The organism is Paracoccus sp. SM22M-07 (genome assembly GCF_001887735.1).
GTDB lineage: Bacteria > Pseudomonadota > Alphaproteobacteria > Rhodobacterales > Rhodobacteraceae > Paracoccus.
Map to the genome: position 1 here is coordinate 85,258 of NZ_JPKW01000002.1, position 15,013 is coordinate 100,270.

14 protein-coding genes are annotated in these 15,013 nt (G+C 67.0%); 11 read left to right on the top strand and 3 right to left on the bottom strand.

Annotation, left to right across the window (positions count from 1 at the left end; translation table 11 throughout):
* Together IE00_RS03695 and IE00_RS03700 are read right to left on the bottom strand one after the other, a co-directional pair.
* Window positions 1-750, bottom strand: a complete 750-nt coding sequence (locus IE00_RS03695) for an extensin family protein (RefSeq protein WP_072295737.1) — start codon at window positions 748-750, stop codon at window positions 1-3.
* On the bottom strand, window positions 747-2,066 hold the full coding sequence (locus IE00_RS03700) for a L,D-transpeptidase (protein ID WP_072295738.1): 1,320 nt from the start codon (window positions 2,064-2,066) through the stop codon (window positions 747-749). The genes IE00_RS03695 and IE00_RS03700 overlap by 4 nt, the downstream gene beginning before the upstream one ends.
* Before the next feature lie 124 nt (window positions 2,067-2,190).
* On the opposite strand from IE00_RS03700, the gene IE00_RS03705 reads away from it, so the two are divergent.
* From IE00_RS03705 to IE00_RS03755, 11 genes are read left to right on the top strand one after another with little or no spacing between them, the layout of a single operon-like run.
* On the top strand, window positions 2,191-3,249 hold the full coding sequence (locus tag IE00_RS03705; RefSeq protein WP_072295739.1) for a C4-dicarboxylate TRAP transporter substrate-binding protein: 1,059 nt from the start codon (window positions 2,191-2,193) through the stop codon (window positions 3,247-3,249).
* Between the two features lie 4 nt (window positions 3,250-3,253).
* Entirely contained in the window at window positions 3,254-3,760 is a 507-nt protein-coding gene (locus IE00_RS03710) for a TRAP transporter small permease (protein ID WP_072295740.1), read from the top strand.
* A complete protein-coding gene (locus IE00_RS03715) occupies window positions 3,760-5,088 on the top strand; it encodes a TRAP transporter large permease (protein WP_072295741.1) in 1,329 nt (442 codons plus the stop codon). Before IE00_RS03710 ends, IE00_RS03715 begins: the two co-directional genes overlap by 1 nt.
* A 4-nt stretch (window positions 5,089-5,092) precedes the next feature.
* Window positions 5,093-5,920 carry an IclR family transcriptional regulator gene (locus IE00_RS03720; RefSeq protein WP_072295742.1) on the top strand — a complete coding sequence of 276 codons (828 nt, stop codon included), beginning with the start codon at window positions 5,093-5,095 and terminating at the stop codon, window positions 5,918-5,920.
* A gap of 10 nt (window positions 5,921-5,930) precedes the next feature.
* Window positions 5,931-8,021 (top strand): FAD-dependent oxidoreductase, encoded by a 2,091-nt coding sequence (locus IE00_RS03725; protein ID WP_371328421.1) that lies wholly within the window; start codon window positions 5,931-5,933, stop codon window positions 8,019-8,021.
* Window positions 8,018-9,193 (top strand): acetyl-CoA C-acyltransferase, encoded by a 1,176-nt coding sequence (locus tag IE00_RS03730; protein WP_072295744.1) that lies wholly within the window; start codon window positions 8,018-8,020, stop codon window positions 9,191-9,193. The genes IE00_RS03725 and IE00_RS03730 overlap by 4 nt, the downstream gene beginning before the upstream one ends.
* Complete coding sequence (locus IE00_RS03735; protein ID WP_072295745.1) at window positions 9,193-10,380, top strand: acyl-CoA dehydrogenase family protein; 1,188 nt, start codon at window positions 9,193-9,195, stop codon at window positions 10,378-10,380. Before IE00_RS03730 ends, IE00_RS03735 begins: the two co-directional genes overlap by 1 nt.
* A gap of 4 nt (window positions 10,381-10,384) precedes the next feature.
* Window positions 10,385-11,401, top strand: a complete 1,017-nt coding sequence (locus IE00_RS03740; protein ID WP_072295746.1) for an acyl-CoA dehydrogenase family protein — start codon at window positions 10,385-10,387, stop codon at window positions 11,399-11,401.
* Window position 11,402: 1 nt separating this feature from the next.
* Entirely contained in the window at window positions 11,403-11,810 is a 408-nt protein-coding gene (locus IE00_RS03745; RefSeq protein ID WP_072295747.1) for a PaaI family thioesterase, read from the top strand.
* Window positions 11,807-12,604 carry an oxepin-CoA hydrolase, alternative type gene (locus IE00_RS03750; protein WP_072295748.1) on the top strand — a complete coding sequence of 266 codons (798 nt, stop codon included), beginning with the start codon at window positions 11,807-11,809 and terminating at the stop codon, window positions 12,602-12,604. Before IE00_RS03745 ends, IE00_RS03750 begins: the two co-directional genes overlap by 4 nt.
* The gene (locus tag IE00_RS03755) at window positions 12,601-14,124 is read left to right on the top strand and encodes a class I adenylate-forming enzyme family protein (RefSeq protein ID WP_072295749.1); all 1,524 of its coding nucleotides are present in this window, start codon (window positions 12,601-12,603) and stop codon (window positions 14,122-14,124) included. Before IE00_RS03750 ends, IE00_RS03755 begins: the two co-directional genes overlap by 4 nt.
* Here the strand turns inward: IE00_RS03755 and IE00_RS03760 are convergent.
* On the bottom strand, window positions 14,121-14,867 hold the full coding sequence (locus IE00_RS03760) for a GntR family transcriptional regulator (protein WP_170864075.1): 747 nt from the start codon (window positions 14,865-14,867) through the stop codon (window positions 14,121-14,123). The two genes, IE00_RS03755 and IE00_RS03760, sit on opposite strands and share 4 nt — an antisense overlap.
* Between the last annotated feature and the right edge of the window lie 146 nt (window positions 14,868-15,013).

The following is a 15,013-nucleotide window of genomic DNA, read 5'->3' on the forward strand; positions in this document are numbered from 1 at the left end:
CTATTCGCAGAGCCGCCAGCCGCCGTTGCGCGACGCGAGGTCAAGGTGCAGGTGGTTGTCATGGGCGGCATTTGCGCCCGGCCCCAGCACCGTCGTGAACAGCAGGCAGGCGGTGCCGCGCGCGGCGCGCTGAAAGCTTTCCTCTTGGCTGCCGCTGTCGGTGCGCGGTTTGACCGCGATGACCGACCCATCGTCGAATTCGAAACCCGCGATGTCGATGGCGCTGCCATAGGCATGTTCAGACTGCTTGGGCTGGTCGGCGCCGGTGCCGATCCTGGCACGACAGGTATATCCCGGTCCGGTCTGGATGCCGCTGAGGCGCGGCGCATCGTCCAGCAGGGCGGCGGCAGGGCGCAGAAAATCGCGCGTCCAGAACCCCAGGGCCCGCGCGGTGTCGCAGCGCATCACCGGCTCTCCGGACAGGGGAACGCCGGGGATGATCTGCCGCACCTGCAGCGGGCGCGCCATGCCGCAATCGGGGTCATCGGCGTCATTCTGCGGGGGCAAAAGGGTATAGCTGGTGCCCAGAAACGAAAGCGCCAGACGGCAGGCGGCGAAGTCCTGATCGTCCTCGGGCGCGTCCAACACGACCGGCGCTGCAGATGGTGGGGCGGGCGGGCCCTGCATCTGTCCGATCGTGTCGGGCGTGCTGGGGCGCAGCGGCGGGCGTTCATCCTGCGCCGCCGCCCCTGCCGCCCAGGCCATGACCGCAAGGGTCAGGGCGGGCGTCAGGACCGCCCTGGTCCTCATGGCTGCGGCTCGGACACGGGCGGCACGACGAAGCCTTGGGGCAGAACCTCGTCCAAGGCATCGGTCAGGGGGTCGCCCGCGGGCGCATCAGGCTCGGGTGCCGGATCGGTGGGCGTGGCCGGGGCGGGCAGGGTCGTCGCCTCGGGGGCGGTGGCGGCGGCAGGTGCCGTCGGGTCCGGCAACGCCAGCGGTTCGGCGGGTTGCGGCAGCGTCGGTTCGGTCGTGCCCTCGGGCATGGCGATGTCGGCGACCGGCGGCGTCGTGGCCCCCGATGCGCCCGTGACATCCGCGATGGTCACGCCCGGTTCCAGAAACTCGACCGAGGTGCCGCCGATGCGAACCATGCCGGCCAGTTCCTGCGCGTCCCAGTTGGTCAGGCGGACGCAGCCGTTTGACTGGTTGCTGAACAGTTGCGACGGGGTCGGCGTGCCGTGGATGCCATAGGTCGGCTTGGTCAGGCCGATCCAGACGGTGCCCACGGGACCGTTCGGTCCCGGCGGCACGATCAGCGGCTTGTCATTGCCGGCCTGCCGGAAATTGACGTCCGGGTTGTAGGTATAGTTCGGGTTCAGCGCCACGGTCTTCACGTTATGCGACCCCGCGGGCGACGGCGTGGCGGTCGAACCGATGGTCGCGGGGTAATCCACGACCATGCGGCCACTGGCGTCGTATCCGGCCACGCGGCGGTTGGCCTTGTCGATGATGATGCGGGCGACCTGGCCGCGAATCGGGCCGTTGGGGGCCATGACCTGGATGGTCGATCCGGGAACCAGCGGCACGCCGGGGTTCAGGAACTGGATGAATTTTTCATCCATGTGAAAACGCTCACCCAGGCGTTCGGCCACGCTGGTATGGGCCATCGCGGCCATATGCGCCTTTTCGGCATAGTCGGTGGGGATGGCGTCAACCAAGCCTTCGGCGTCTTCGGGGGTAATGACATAGGTCTGGGTCACGGCACGCGTGGCAAAGGCCTGCAGCAGGTTCCAGACATGCGGGTCCATCACGCCGTCCTGGGGCAGGCCCGTGCGCCGTTCGAAGGCCTTGATCGCGCTCTGGCTCATGCCGCCCTTGAAGCCGTCGATCACGCCGGGCGACGTGCCCGAACGGTCCAGAAGGATCTGCACCTTGGCGGTCAGCGGGGTCCGCCCGCGGGGCAGGTCGCCGCCGCCATATTGCGCGGCTTCGATCTGGGCTGCATCGAAGGGGGTGTCGTCTTGGGCCAGGGCGGGGCCGGTCGGGGCCATTGCGGTCAGAAGGGCCATCGCAAGGAAGGTGGCGCGGTGCGGGGTCATCTGGAAGCTCCGATCATGCAGCATGCAACATCAGTCATTGGGCGAAAGACCGCCAGATACATTGCGGTGAGGATTTCGGTCAATTGATCATTGCGTTCCGCACTGCGGAATGGCAGCCTGCATATTGAAACAGGGAGGAGGTTTCACGATGACCACGCAGTCTTGCAAGACGGCGCTGATGGCAGCTGGGCTGACCTTGGCGCTCGCCGCTCCGTCATTTGCCGAAACGGTTCTGATCTATGGTGAACCGGGTCCGAACCGCGGCGCGCGCGCCGAGGCGACGCAATGGTTCGCCGACCAGGTGGCCGAACAATCCGGCGGCGACCTGCGGCTGGACATCAACTGGGGGGGCGCGCTGTTTTCCGAAAAGGCGGCCGTCCAGTCGCTGCGCGACGGCGTGGCCGATCTGGGCAGCGTCATCGGCGTCTATTTCCCGCAGGACATGGTGGCCTATGGCATCGCCGACCTGCCGATGAACAACCCCGACCCTTGGGTGGGCATGAAGGCCACCGACGATCTGATGCGCAACAACGAATCGATCAAGGCGAACCTTGCCGCGCAGAATCTGGTCTATGTCGGGACCTATACCACCTCGGCGGTGCAGATGGGCTGCAAGGGTCCGGCCGTGAAGACGGTCGACGACATTGCGGGCAAGAAGGTCCGCGGCGTGGGCGCCTATGGCCAGACCTTCCGCGACATGGGGGCCAACCTGGTCGACATGTCCGTCTATGAGGCCTACCAGGGTCTGGAAAGCGGGCTGATCGATTGCACGCAGACCTATTCCTATCTGGTCGCGGCGCTGAAGTTCGACGAAGTCTTCGACAGCTATACCTTCATCGACTGGGGCCAGATCGGTGCCCTGGGCATCATGATGAACAAGTCGATGTTCGACGCCCTGACCCCCGAGGAGCAGGAGGTCATCATGACCGCCGGCGAGGGGCTGGCCGACGAATTCGGTCGCATCATCGGCCAGGCGAATGACGAATCCATCAAGATCCTGGAAGACAAGGGCAAGGAAATCGTCCGCTTTTCCGACGAGGACCGCGCAAAGCTGACCGAGGCGGGCCAGAAATACCTGGACGAATGGGCCGGGCGCGCCGACGCCGCGGGTCTGGACGGTCAGGCGCTTCTGCAGGAATACCAGGACCTGATTGCCAAATACGCCGCCGAAAAGGACGAACAGGGCTATCCCTGGGAACGCGGGTGATCCTATGAAACTGATCGAGCGGACCCTGCTGGACCTTGCGGTGCTGGCCCTTGTCTTGCTGGGCGGCGTCATCTTCGTGAACGTGGTGATGCGCGCGGCCTTCGGAACGGGTCTGCCCGATGCCATCATCATGGTGCGCGAACTGATGGTCGCGGCCGTGATGCTGCCCATGGCGGCGGCGACTGCGGCGCGCAGCCATGTCGCCGTCACCTTCCTCAGCGATCGCATGCCGCAGGCGGTGCAGGCGCGTCTGATCGTGCTGGGCCATCTTGTGGGCGTGCTGGCGCTGCTGCCGCTGATCTATGCGGCGCAACGGATGCTGGGCCAGACCTGGATGTCCGGGGAATTCTACTATGGCGACCTGAACCTGCCGCGCTGGCCGGGGCTGGCGCTGTTCTTTGCGGGGCTGGCGCTGATGTGGGTGCGGCTGGTCATCCTGCTGGTGGGCGACCTGCGCCAGGTCATGGCCACCGGGCGCATCGTGGACGCTGACGGACAAGAGGTGAACTGATGGATGCCATGACGATCGGCTTGGCCGCGCTTGCGCTGGTCCTGATCCTGCTGGCGATGCGGGTTCCCATCGCCTTCGTGCTGGCGGGGGTCGCCAGCCTTGGCACCTTCCTGGTCTATGCCACCCGCACGGGCGGCTGGTCGCCGGACCGGGCGCTGAATCCGACCAGTTCGGTCGTGCTGTCGAATTTCTTCGACCTGGTCCATTCCTATGACCTGTCGATGGTGCCGCTGTTCGTGGCGCTGGGCAACATCGCCTTCTATGCCGGGATCACGACGCGCATCTATGACGCGGCGGCGGTCTGGCTGCGGACGGTGCCGGGGGGCGTGGCGATGGCCTCGGTCCTGGGCTGCGGAGGTTTTTCGGCCATTTCGGGGTCGTCCATCGCCTGCGCATCGACCATGGGCCGCATCTGCGTCCCGGAAATGCTGCGCATGGGTTATGATCCGCGCCTGGCCACGTCATCGGTCGCGGTGGGCGGCACGCTGGGCTCGCTGATCCCGCCATCGGTGCTGTTCATCCTATACGGCATCTTCACCGAAACCTCGATCGCGCAGCTGTTCCTGGCCGGGATCCTGCCGGGGCTGCTGTCGCTGGCCGGGATGCTGCTTGTGATCGCATGGTGGGTGTCGCGCGATCCGTCGGCCGCGCCGCGCGGCACGTCGGATGGCGCCAGCAAGACCGAGGCCGCGATCGCCGCGTGGCCGGCGCTGCTGCTGTTCGTCGTCATCGTCGGCGGCATCTATGGCGGCATCTTCACCGCGACCGAGGCCGCGGCCGTCTGCGTCGTGCTGACCACCGCCATCGGTTTCGCCCAACGCCGCCTGACGCTGGACGTGCTGTGGCGCGCCATTCGCGAAAGCCTGGTCCAGACCTCGGCCATCTTCCTGATCGCGGGGGCGGCCAAGATCTTCGTCAGCTTCGTGGCGCTGACCGGGGTCGCGGGCGCCGTCGTCGGCATGGTCGAGGATGCGCAGCTGTCCTATGTCATGCTGCTTTTCGTGATCGTGGTCATCTATCTGGTGCTGGGCATGTTCCTGGACCCGATCGGCATCATGGTCCTGACGCTGCCCTTCATGATCCCGCTGGTCGAGGGCTATGGCATGGACCTGATCTGGTTCGGCGTCATCGTCGTCAAGCTGCTGGAGATCGGGCTGATCACGCCGCCAGTCGGGCTGAACGTCTTCGTCGTCAGCAACGTCACCAAGAATGTCGGCATCGACAAGATCTTTGCCGGGGTCAGCCGCTTCCTGCTGATCGATTTCGTGGTGCTGATCATCCTGCTGGCCTTCCCGATCATCTCGATCATCATCCCGGCCTCGATGTGACGACATGAGTGAACACCCCCGCCCCGACTACGCCGATGACCGCAATTTCGCCACGACGCTGGCACGGGGGCTGTCGGTGCTGCGCGCCTTTCGGGCGGGGGATGACGGTCTGACCAATGCCCAGATCGCGGAACGCACGGGCCTGCCGAAATCGACCGTGTCGCGGCTGACCTTCACGTTGGGTTGCCTTGGATACCTGACGCAGCCGCAGCGGGCCGACCGGTACCGCCCCGGCCCGACGCTGCTGGCCATGGGCCATGTCGCGGCGGCGTCGCTGTCCTTTCTGGACCCCGCCCATGACATGATGCAGGCGCTGGCCGATGAAACCGGCACGCTGGTCCTGTTTGCCGTGCGCGACCGCGACAAGATCGCGCTGATGCGGACCTGGCGCCCGCGCCGCGCGGCGTCCATTTGGCTCGAGGTCGGGCATAGGCTGCCCATCGGCGGGTCGTCCTCGGGGCTGGGCTGGCTGGGGGCCAGCACGCGTGAGGAATTCGCGGGGTTGCATGCCGACCACCCCGAACCGCCCCTTGATGGCGGCAGCCTGGCCGACCTGCGGATGGAGGCGCGCGGCCAGCTGATCGCCCAGGGCTATGCCGTGGTGCGCAACAACCTTCGCTATTCGCGCAACATCTCGGCGGTGGCGGTGCCCTTCCGGTCGTCGCGTCTGGCGGGACCGGTCACCTTTTCCTGCGGCGCGCTGGACGATGTCCTGCCCGACGCCCGCATCCACGCCGAGGTCGGCCCGCTGCTGCGCGACGCCGTGACCCGGCTGCAACGTCTGATCGGACAGGAAGGGCATCCCGCCTGGTCCGGATCACCCAATGACTGAAGGAGGCCTCATGCCCGTGACCTATCACCGCGATGGCGCGGTCGGCATCATCACCATTGCCAACCCGCCCGTGAACGCCATGTCCCATGCTGTCCGTGAAGGTCTGGCCACGGCCATCGACACCTTTGCCGGCGACGATCAGGCGCTGTCGGCGGTGCTGCTATGCGACGGGCGCACCTGGGTGGCGGGGGCCGATATCTCCGAATTCGGCAAGCCGCCGGTCGAACCCTATCTGCCCGACCTGATCAACCGGCTGGAGGCGGTCGAGAAGCCCGTCGTCGCCGCGATCCACGGCACCGCCCTGGGCGGCGGCCTGGAACTGGCGCTTGGCGCGCATGCCCGCATCGCCGCCCCCCAGGCCCGGATGGGCCTGCCCGAGGTGACGCTTGGCCTCTTGCCCGGCGCCGGTGGCACGCAGCGCCTGCCGCGCCTGACGGGCCTGGCCCCGGCGCTGGACATGGTCAGTTCCGCCCGCCAGGTCGCCGCCCCCGAAGCGCTTGATCTGGGCCTGATCGACCGCCTGTCCCAGGGCGACCTGACCGCCGATGCCATGGATCTGGCGCGCGAACTGGCCGGCACCGCGCCGCGCCGGACGGGCGACCTGCCGGCGCCAGCCAATGATCCGGCGCTGGTCGAGCAGATCAAGACCAAGCTGGCGCGCAAGGTCCCCGGACAGGTGGCGCAGGCCCGCGCCATCGACGCGGTGGTCCAGGGGCTGGACCTGCCCTTCGCCCAGGGCCTGGCGCAGGAACGCGACAAGTTCCAAGAGCTGATGCAAACCCCGCAGCGGGCCGCGATGATCCACGCATTCTTCAGCGAACGCGCCGTGGCGCAGCTGCCCGAGATCGCGGGCGTCACGCCGCGCGCCATCGACCGGATCGGCGTGATCGGCGGCGGCACGATGGGCGCGGGCATCGCCGTGTCGGCGCTGCTGGCAGGGCTGGACGTCACGCTGGTCGAACGCGATGACGCGGCCGCCGAAAAGGCCGCCGCGGGCGTCGCCAAGATGCTGGAGGGCAGCGTCAAGCGCGGCAAGCTGAAGGCCGAGAAGCGCGACGCGATCCTGTCGGGCCGCTTCCGCGCGGCGGGCGATTACGCCGCCCTGTCGCAGGCCGATCTGATCATAGAGGCCGTCTTCGAGAAGATGGAGGTCAAGGAAGACGTCTTCACCCGCCTTGACGCCATCGCCAAGCCCGGCGCGATCCTGGCCACGAACACCTCCTATCTGGACGTGAACCGCATCGCCGCCGTGACCGGCCGCCCGCAGGACGTGATCGGCCTGCATTTCTTTTCCCCCGCCCATGTGATGCGCCTGCTGGAGGTCGTGGTCGCCGACAAGACAGCGCCAGACGTCACCGCGACCGGCTTTGCCCTGGCCCGCAAGCTGAAGAAGATCGCAGTGCGCGCGGGCGTCTGCGACGGCTTCATCGGCAACCGCATCCTGTCCCATTACCGGGCGGCGGCGGATGCGATGGTGCTGGACGGGGCCTCGCCCTATCAGATCGACCGCGCGCTGACCGATTTCGGCTTTGCGATGGGCCCCTATGCCGTGTCGGATCTGGCGGGGTTGGATATCGGGTATTTCACCCGCCAGCGGAAGGCGGCCGACCGGGATCCGCGCGACCGCGTCCCGGTCTTTGCCGATCGCCTGTACGAACAGGGGCATCTGGGGCGGAAATCGGGGCAGGGCTACTACATTTATGATGCGGGCAGCCCGAACGGGCGTCAGGACCCGGCGCTGGAGGATCTGCTGGGGCAGGTCCGCGCCGATCTGGGCATCACACCGCGCGATTTCACCGATGCCGAGATCGTGGCCCGCTATATGGCGGCGACGGTGAACGAATCCGCCCGCGTCGTGCAGGACGGCACCGCCCTGCGCCCGCTGGATGTCGATGTGGTGCTGTTGAACGGATACGGCTTTCCGCGCTGGCGGGGTGGCCCGCTGCATTGGGCGGACCGGCAGGGTCTGGCGGGCATCGTGGCCGATATCGAAGGCTTTGCCGAAACCGACGACCATTACTGGCAGGTCGCCCCCCTGCTGCGCGATCTGGCGCAGCGCGGTGGCAGCTTTGCCGAACTGAACGAAGGGAAACCCGCATGAAACAGCCGGTCATCGTCTCGACCGCCCGCGCGCCCATTGGCAAGGCCGGGCGTGGAGCCTTCAACATGACCCACGGGGCCGTCATGGCGGGTGCCGTCGCGCGCGCCGTCGTGGACCGTGCGGGCATCGACCCCGCCCTGATCGAGGACAGCATCTGGGGCTGCGGCTATCCGGAATATGTGACGGGCGGCAACATCGCACGCCAGATCGTGATCCGCGCGGGGCTGCCCGACAGCGTGGCGGGCACCACGGTCAATCGTTTCTGCGCCTCGGGCCTGCAGGCGCTGGCGATGGGTGCCCATATGGTCGCCCAGGAAGGCGCACGCGCCATTTTGGTCGGTGGCGTGGAAAGCATTTCCATGGTCCAGCCGCCAGTGCGCAATTCGCGCGAAGCCTGGATCGAGGCGAACCGCCCCGACCTGTACGTCACCATGATCGAGACCGCCGACAATGTCGCCGCGCGCTATGAGATCAGCCGGCAGGCACAGGACGAATATGCGGTCCAGTCCCAGGCCCGCACCGCCGCCGCCCAGGCAGCCGGGATCTTCGACGACGAGATCATCGCGATGACCGTCACCAAGAAGGTCACCGACAAGGCCACGGGCGAAACCCGCGAGGAAGAGGTCACCATCACCGCCGACGAAGGCAACCGCCCCGGCACCACGCTGGAGAACCTCTCCAAGCTGGAGCCCGTGCGCGGGCAGGGCAATTTCATCACCGCCGGCAACGCCTCCCAGCTGTCGGACGGTGCGGCGGCGCTGCTGGTCATGGACGCCGATCTGGCCGCGGCCGAAGGGCTGACCCCGCTTGGTGCCTTCCGTGGTTTCGCGGTCGCAGGCTGCGCGCCCGATGAGATGGGCATCGGGCCGATCTTCGCCGTGCCGCGCCTGCTGGAGCGCGCGGGTCTCAGCGTCGACGACATCGACCTGTGGGAGCTGAACGAGGCTTTCGCCAGCCAGTGTCTGTACTGCCGCGACGTCCTGGGCATCGATCCGGCCAAATACAACGTCAATGGCGGTGCGATCTCGATCGGGCATCCCTTCGGCATGACGGGCGCGCGGGCCGCAGGGCACATCCTGCGCGAAGGCCAGCGTCGCCGCGCCAAATGGGGCGTCGTCACGATGTGTGTGGGCGGAGGCCAAGGCGCCGCCGGACTTGTGGAGTTCTTCTGATGGATATGCGTTTCACCCCCGACGAACAGGCCTTCGCCGCCGAGGTTCGCGATTTCCTGCAGGCCGAGCTGGACCCGGCGCTGGCCGAAAAGAACCGCCTGCATCATCCCCTGACCAAGGCAGAGATGGAGGGATGGCACGCCAAGCTGAACGCCAAGGGCTGGCTGGCCGGCAACTGGCCGCGCGAATTCGGCGGCGCAGGCTGGACCGCCATCCAGCGTCACATCTTCGAGGAGGAATCCGCCAAGGCCCATGCCCCGCGCATCGTGCCCTTCGGCATCGCCATGCTGGGGCCGGTCCTGCAGAAATTCGGCAGCAAGGAACAGCAGGATTACTGGCTGCCGCGCATCCTGAACGGCGATGACTGGTGGTGCCAGGGCTATTCCGAACCGGGTGCGGGGTCCGATCTTGCGGGCCTGCGCTGTCGCGCGGAACGTCAGGGCGATCATTACGTCGTGAACGGCCAGAAGACCTGGACCACGCTTGGCCAGCACGCCAACATGATCTTCTGCCTCGTGCGCACCTCGACCGAGGGCAAGAAGCAGGAAGGCATCAGCTTCCTGCTGATCGACATGGAGACGCCGGGCGTCAGCGTCCGTCCCATCGTGCTGCTGGACGGCACCGCCGAGGTGAACGAGGTCTTTTTCGACGACGTCAAGGTTCCGGTCGAAAACCTGGTCGGCACGGAAAACGAAGGCTGGACCTATGCCAAGTATCTGCTGACCCATGAACGCACCAACATCGCGGGCGTCGGTTTCGCGACGGCGGCGCTGGACAACCTGAAGCGCGTGGCGAAATCGCAGACCCATCGCGGCAAACCCTTGGACCAGGACCCGCTGTTCGCGGCCCAGATCGCCACCACGGAAATCGAGCTGATGGCCATGTCCACGACCAATTTGCGCATGCTGTCGGCCGCGGCCCAGGGGCAGGCGCCTGGCGTCGAAAGCAGCATGCTGAAGATCAAGGGCACGCAGATCCGCCAGCAGCTGGATGCGCTGACGCGGCGTGCCTATGGCGGATGGGCGCAGGCCCTGCCGATGGAGATCGGCAATCAGGGCCAGCCGCTGGAGGCCGACGACGTGCTGTCGGCCACGGCCAGCTATCTGAACAACCGCAAGCTGTCGATCTATGGCGGCTCGAACGAGATCCAGCGCGGCATCATCGCCGGCACTCTGGCGAAAGGATAAGGCGATGGATTTTGCGCTTTCCGACGAACACCGCATGCTTCAGGATACGCTACGCGGGTTGCTGACCCGCCATCAGGGCGACGACCTGTGGCCCGCGCTGGCCGAGGCCGGCGTCATCGGCGCCCTGCTGACGGAAGACGAAGGCGGCTTTGACGGCAGCGGTGCCGCCATCGCGCTGACCTTCGAGGAACTGGGCCGCGCGGGCGCCAGCCTGCCGCTGGTCGCGGCGATGATCGGGGCTGCGGCCCTGGCCGCGGCGGGGCAGGATGATCTGGTGGCCGAAGTGACCGAAGGCAGCGCGCGACTGGCCTTTGCCGATGCCGAACCCGGCACCCGCTATGACCGTGGCGTGACGATCCGGGTCGAGGGCGATCGCCTGACGGGCCGCAAGACCATGGTGGCCGGGGCCGAGGATGCCCGCGCCATCATCGTCACCACCGCCGATGCGCTGTGGCTGGTCGATGCCAAGGCATCGGGCCTGATGCTGAACGCCTATCCGATGATGGAGGGCGGACGCGGCGCCGACCTGACTTTCGACGCCACCCCCGCCACACGCCTTGGCGCGCTGTCCGATTTCGGCGGTGCCCTGTCGCGCGGCGTGCTGGGCCATTCGGCCTTTGCACTGGGCGGCATCATCGCGGCGACCGAGCTGACGCTGGATTACCTCAAGACCCGCAAGCAGTTCGGCCGCGCGATTCTGGAATTCCAGGCCCTGGCCCATCGCGTCGCCGACATGGCGGTCGAGGTCGAGCAGGCCCGTTCCGCCGTCACCAACCTGTCGGGGCACCTGACCGCCGATCCTGCCATCCGCGACCGCCACGTGCAGGCCTGCAAGGCAACCGTGGGCCGCGTCGCCCGCCTGGTGGCCGAGGAATCGGTCCAGCTGCATGGCGGCATCGGCATGACCGAGGAATATGCCTTGGCCGGCATGATCCGCCGCCTGCTGGCCGCCGATACGGCGATGGGGGATGCCGATTACCACCTGGAGCGGTTTGCGCTTGGCGAACCGGCCTGGGCCTGAGATGGGCGTGATCCGCGACGAAACGGGCACGCAGCGGCTGTTGGGATATGTGCTGGACGTGGGCGGCGATGATCGCCGCGCCCGGTGCAGCCTGGATCTGGACGACCGCCACCTGAACCGCCAGGACATCCTGCATGGCGGCATCGCGGCGACGCTGCTGGACAATGCGATGGGGGCGACGGCCAGCCTGTCGGTCGACGACACCGGCCGGCATCCCTTCACCACGCTGGCCCTGACGGTGAACTATCTGGCGCCGGGACGTCCGGGCCAGGTTCAGGCCATCGGGCGCATCACCGGGGGCGGCAGCAGCACCTTGTTTGTCGACGGCGAATTGCGCCATCAGGACGGCACGCTGATCGCCACCGCGACCGGCGTGTTCCGCAAGTCCAGACCCCCGGAGGCCCGATGAACCCTCATTGTGAAATCAGCGATCTTGGCGACCGCCTTGTCGTCGAGAACCGCAACGCCGCGCGGCGCAACGCGCTGACCCATGAATTCTATGACGGCCTGCACGAGGCGTTGCAGATGGCCGCCGAACAGCCGCGCATCGGGGCGGTGATCCTGATGGGCGAGGGCGACTTCTTCTGCGCCGGCGGCGATTTGAACGCCCTGATCACCGCCCAGCAGATGGACGAGAATCAGCGCCGCGCCCGGATCGACGCGCTGAACGACCTGATCCGCGCCGTCGTCCATTGCCCGCGCTCCGTCATCGCCGTGGTCGAAGGCGGTGCGGCGGGTGCCGGCCTGTCGCTGGCGCTGGCCTGCGACATGGTGATTTCCGCGCATGACGCCAAGTTCACCGCCGCCTATGTGAATGCGGGGCTGGTGCCCGATGGCGGGCTGACCGCCGCATTGGGGGCCGCCCTGCCGCCGCAGATCGCCGCCGAGATGTGCCTGACCGGCCAGCCCGTCACCGCCGGACGCCTGCACGCCCTTGGCGTCGTGAACCAGCTGACCGAACCCGGCGAGGCGATCATGGCCGCCATGGCCATGGCCGACCGCCTGGCCCAGGGCCCCGCCGAGGCGCAGGCCGCGATCAAGCGCCTGCTGACCGGCTGGCGCGCCGCCGCCTTCGAGGCGCAGCTGGCCGCCGAACGCGACGCGATGGCCCATGCCCTGGCCGCCCGCGAGGCCGGCGAAGGCATCAGCGCCTTCCTGGCCAAGCGTCCCCCCGATTTCCGCAGATTGCGCGAGGCGACATGACCACACCGACACGTATCCACCACCTGCTGGACCAGAGTCTGGCCGACCATGCCGATCGTCCCGCCCTGCGCGACGCAACGGGCGACGCGCTGAGCTATGCCCAGCTGGACGGCCGCATCGAACAGGCCATCGGCGAATTGCGCGCCCTTGGCGTGCGGCCCGGCGACAGGTTGGTGATCGTGTCGGAGAATTCGGTATCGATCCCCGTGCTGCTGATGGCGACCAGCCGGATGGACGCGGTCTCGGTGCCGGTCAATGCGCGGATGACCGGGCCGGAACTGGCCAAGATCGTGGGTCACACCGACCCGCGTCTCGTCCTCTATCTGTCCGATGTCAGCGAACCCGCGCTGGCCCATGCCATGGCGGCGAAGGCGGCGCCCACCCCGATCGGCGGCGCCGCTCTGCATGTCGGCGCCACCCGCGACTGCACGCCCGAGCCTGTTGTGGCAGACGGCGACATGACGGCGGTGATCCTTTATACCACCGGCACCACGGGCATGCCCAAGGGCGTGATGCTGAGCCACGGGAACCTTGTCTTCGGGGGAATGTCGTCGGCCAAGCTGCGGCGGATCGTGCCGACGGACCTGATCTATGGCGTACTGCCGATGACGCATGTCTTCGGGCTGACTTCGATGCTCTGTGCGGGGATCGGCAAGGCGGCGCAGATCTGGCTGGTGCCGCGCTTTTCGGCGGCCGCGGTGCTGGACGCGCTGCAGGCGGGCGTCACCGTCCTGCCCGCCGTCCCGCAGATGCATGCCGCCATCATGGCCGAGGCCGCCGCGCGGGGCATGACCCGGCTGAAGGGACCCCTGCGCTATGTCAGCAGCGGCGCGGCCCCCCTGGACCCGGACTGGAAACGCCGGGCCGAGGCCTTTTATGGCATCGCCCTGCAGAACGGTTACGGCATGACCGAAACCACCGCGGGCGTCACCATCACCGACAATGCCATCGGTGATCCCGATCCGTCGGCCGGCCACCCCCTGCCGGGCGTCGAGATCCGCCTGGACGAATCGGTCGGACGCGAACCCGGCACGGGCGAGGTTCTGACCCGCGGTCCGCATGTGATGCTGGGCTATTTCCGCAACCCCGAGGCCACGGCACAGGTGCTGGACGATCAGGGTTTCATGCATACCGGCGATCTGGGGCGCCTTGATCCGCAGGGCCGGCTGCACATCGTCGGGCGCTGCAAGGAGCTGATCATCCGGGGCGGTTTCAACGTCTATCCCCCCGAGGTCGAGGCCGCGTTGAACGACCACCCGGCCGTTCTGCAGACGGCGGTCATCGGGCGCAAGCGCGACGGCGGGGATGAGGAGGTTCTGGCTTTCTGCCAGCTGCTGCAGGAAGGCGGCACCACCGCCGAGGCGCTTGCCGCCCATGCAGCCGAGCGTCTCTCAGCCTATAAGCGGCCGACGCATATCCTGCTGGTGGGGCCCCTGCCGGCGGCCGCGACGGGCAAGGTGCTGAAGCACAAGTTGATGGAGCACTTTGCCGATCTGCTGAAATCCGGCAAGGTCAGCTAATCGTCGAAGACAAGCCGATGCTGGGGTGGATAGAATTGGCGCGCAAAGCTGACCGGTACCGCATCCATCGAATTCACGCGCTCGATCGCAAGGACGGGCGTTCCGCTTTCCAGCCCTAGGCCGGCGGCGCAGGCGCCTGACGCCTCGTCGGCAAGAATCGTGAAGCGGGTCTGCTGGACGGGTAGGTGGCGGGTCAGCCATTCCTGCGGCGGCTCGGCCTCGAACAGCTTGGGGTCGGGCAGATCGACGGCTTGGGGGTTCAGCCAGATCGCCTCGCAACAATAGGGATCGCTATTGGCCATGTAGCGCGTCTTGACCAGCATCAGGACATGATCCGGATCGACCTGCAGCGCGCGCATCGCGCCCTCGGTCCCGGTGCGCATCTCGACCTCGATCAGGGCGTAAAGATATTCCGCGCCCAGGGCCTCGATCTCGTCGCGGATGACGGGCAGGTTCAGCGTGGTGCGGCGGGAAGAGGTCGCCGCGACTCTTGTCCCGACCTTGCGGCGTCGCTGGATGATGCCGCTGTTGGCCAGTTCACGCAACGCCCGGTTGACCGTGGCACGGGCGCATCCCATCTCGATCGCAAGATCATGTTCGGTCGGGATGAGGGCGCCGGGCGGCCATTCGCCGGATTTGATGCGGGCCAGGACATCCGCCCTGATGGCCTGCCACGTGTTCAGCCGCTTGGTCGGATGATCCGATGACCGGGACTTCAGCGAAGAGGACGATTCGTGGTTCACTATAAGCATCCCGAACGGAAAATTGACTGAAAGACGCACCAGAATTAAATAGCCTGACTTCAAATGTTACATGAACGCTCCTAAAATAGACAAGACTTATCGTCGCATTTGCACAGAAAGTGGTTAATCACGCAGATAATTGGATT

What these genes read in the sequence shown, in the direction of transcription:
- IE00_RS03695 (WP_072295737.1), bottom strand. Translation starts at nt 750, where the DNA reads ATGAGGACCAGGGCGGTCCTGACGCCCGCCCTGACCCTTGCGGTCATG.
- IE00_RS03700 (WP_072295738.1), bottom strand. Translation starts at nt 2,066, where the DNA reads ATGCTGCATGATCGGAGCTTCCAGATGACCCCGCACCGCGCCACCTTC.
- IE00_RS03705 (WP_072295739.1), top strand. Translation starts at nt 2,191, where the DNA reads ATGACCACGCAGTCTTGCAAGACGGCGCTGATGGCAGCTGGGCTGACC.
- IE00_RS03710 (WP_072295740.1), top strand. Translation starts at nt 3,254, where the DNA reads ATGAAACTGATCGAGCGGACCCTGCTGGACCTTGCGGTGCTGGCCCTT.
- IE00_RS03715 (WP_072295741.1), top strand. Translation starts at nt 3,760, where the DNA reads ATGGATGCCATGACGATCGGCTTGGCCGCGCTTGCGCTGGTCCTGATC.
- IE00_RS03720 (WP_072295742.1), top strand. Translation starts at nt 5,093, where the DNA reads ATGAGTGAACACCCCCGCCCCGACTACGCCGATGACCGCAATTTCGCC.
- IE00_RS03725 (WP_371328421.1), top strand. Translation starts at nt 5,931, where the DNA reads ATGCCCGTGACCTATCACCGCGATGGCGCGGTCGGCATCATCACCATT.
- IE00_RS03730 (WP_072295744.1), top strand. Translation starts at nt 8,018, where the DNA reads ATGAAACAGCCGGTCATCGTCTCGACCGCCCGCGCGCCCATTGGCAAG.
- IE00_RS03735 (WP_072295745.1), top strand. Translation starts at nt 9,193, where the DNA reads ATGGATATGCGTTTCACCCCCGACGAACAGGCCTTCGCCGCCGAGGTT.
- IE00_RS03740 (WP_072295746.1), top strand. Translation starts at nt 10,385, where the DNA reads ATGGATTTTGCGCTTTCCGACGAACACCGCATGCTTCAGGATACGCTA.
- IE00_RS03745 (WP_072295747.1), top strand. Translation starts at nt 11,403, where the DNA reads ATGGGCGTGATCCGCGACGAAACGGGCACGCAGCGGCTGTTGGGATAT.
- IE00_RS03750 (WP_072295748.1), top strand. Translation starts at nt 11,807, where the DNA reads ATGAACCCTCATTGTGAAATCAGCGATCTTGGCGACCGCCTTGTCGTC.
- IE00_RS03755 (WP_072295749.1), top strand. Translation starts at nt 12,601, where the DNA reads ATGACCACACCGACACGTATCCACCACCTGCTGGACCAGAGTCTGGCC.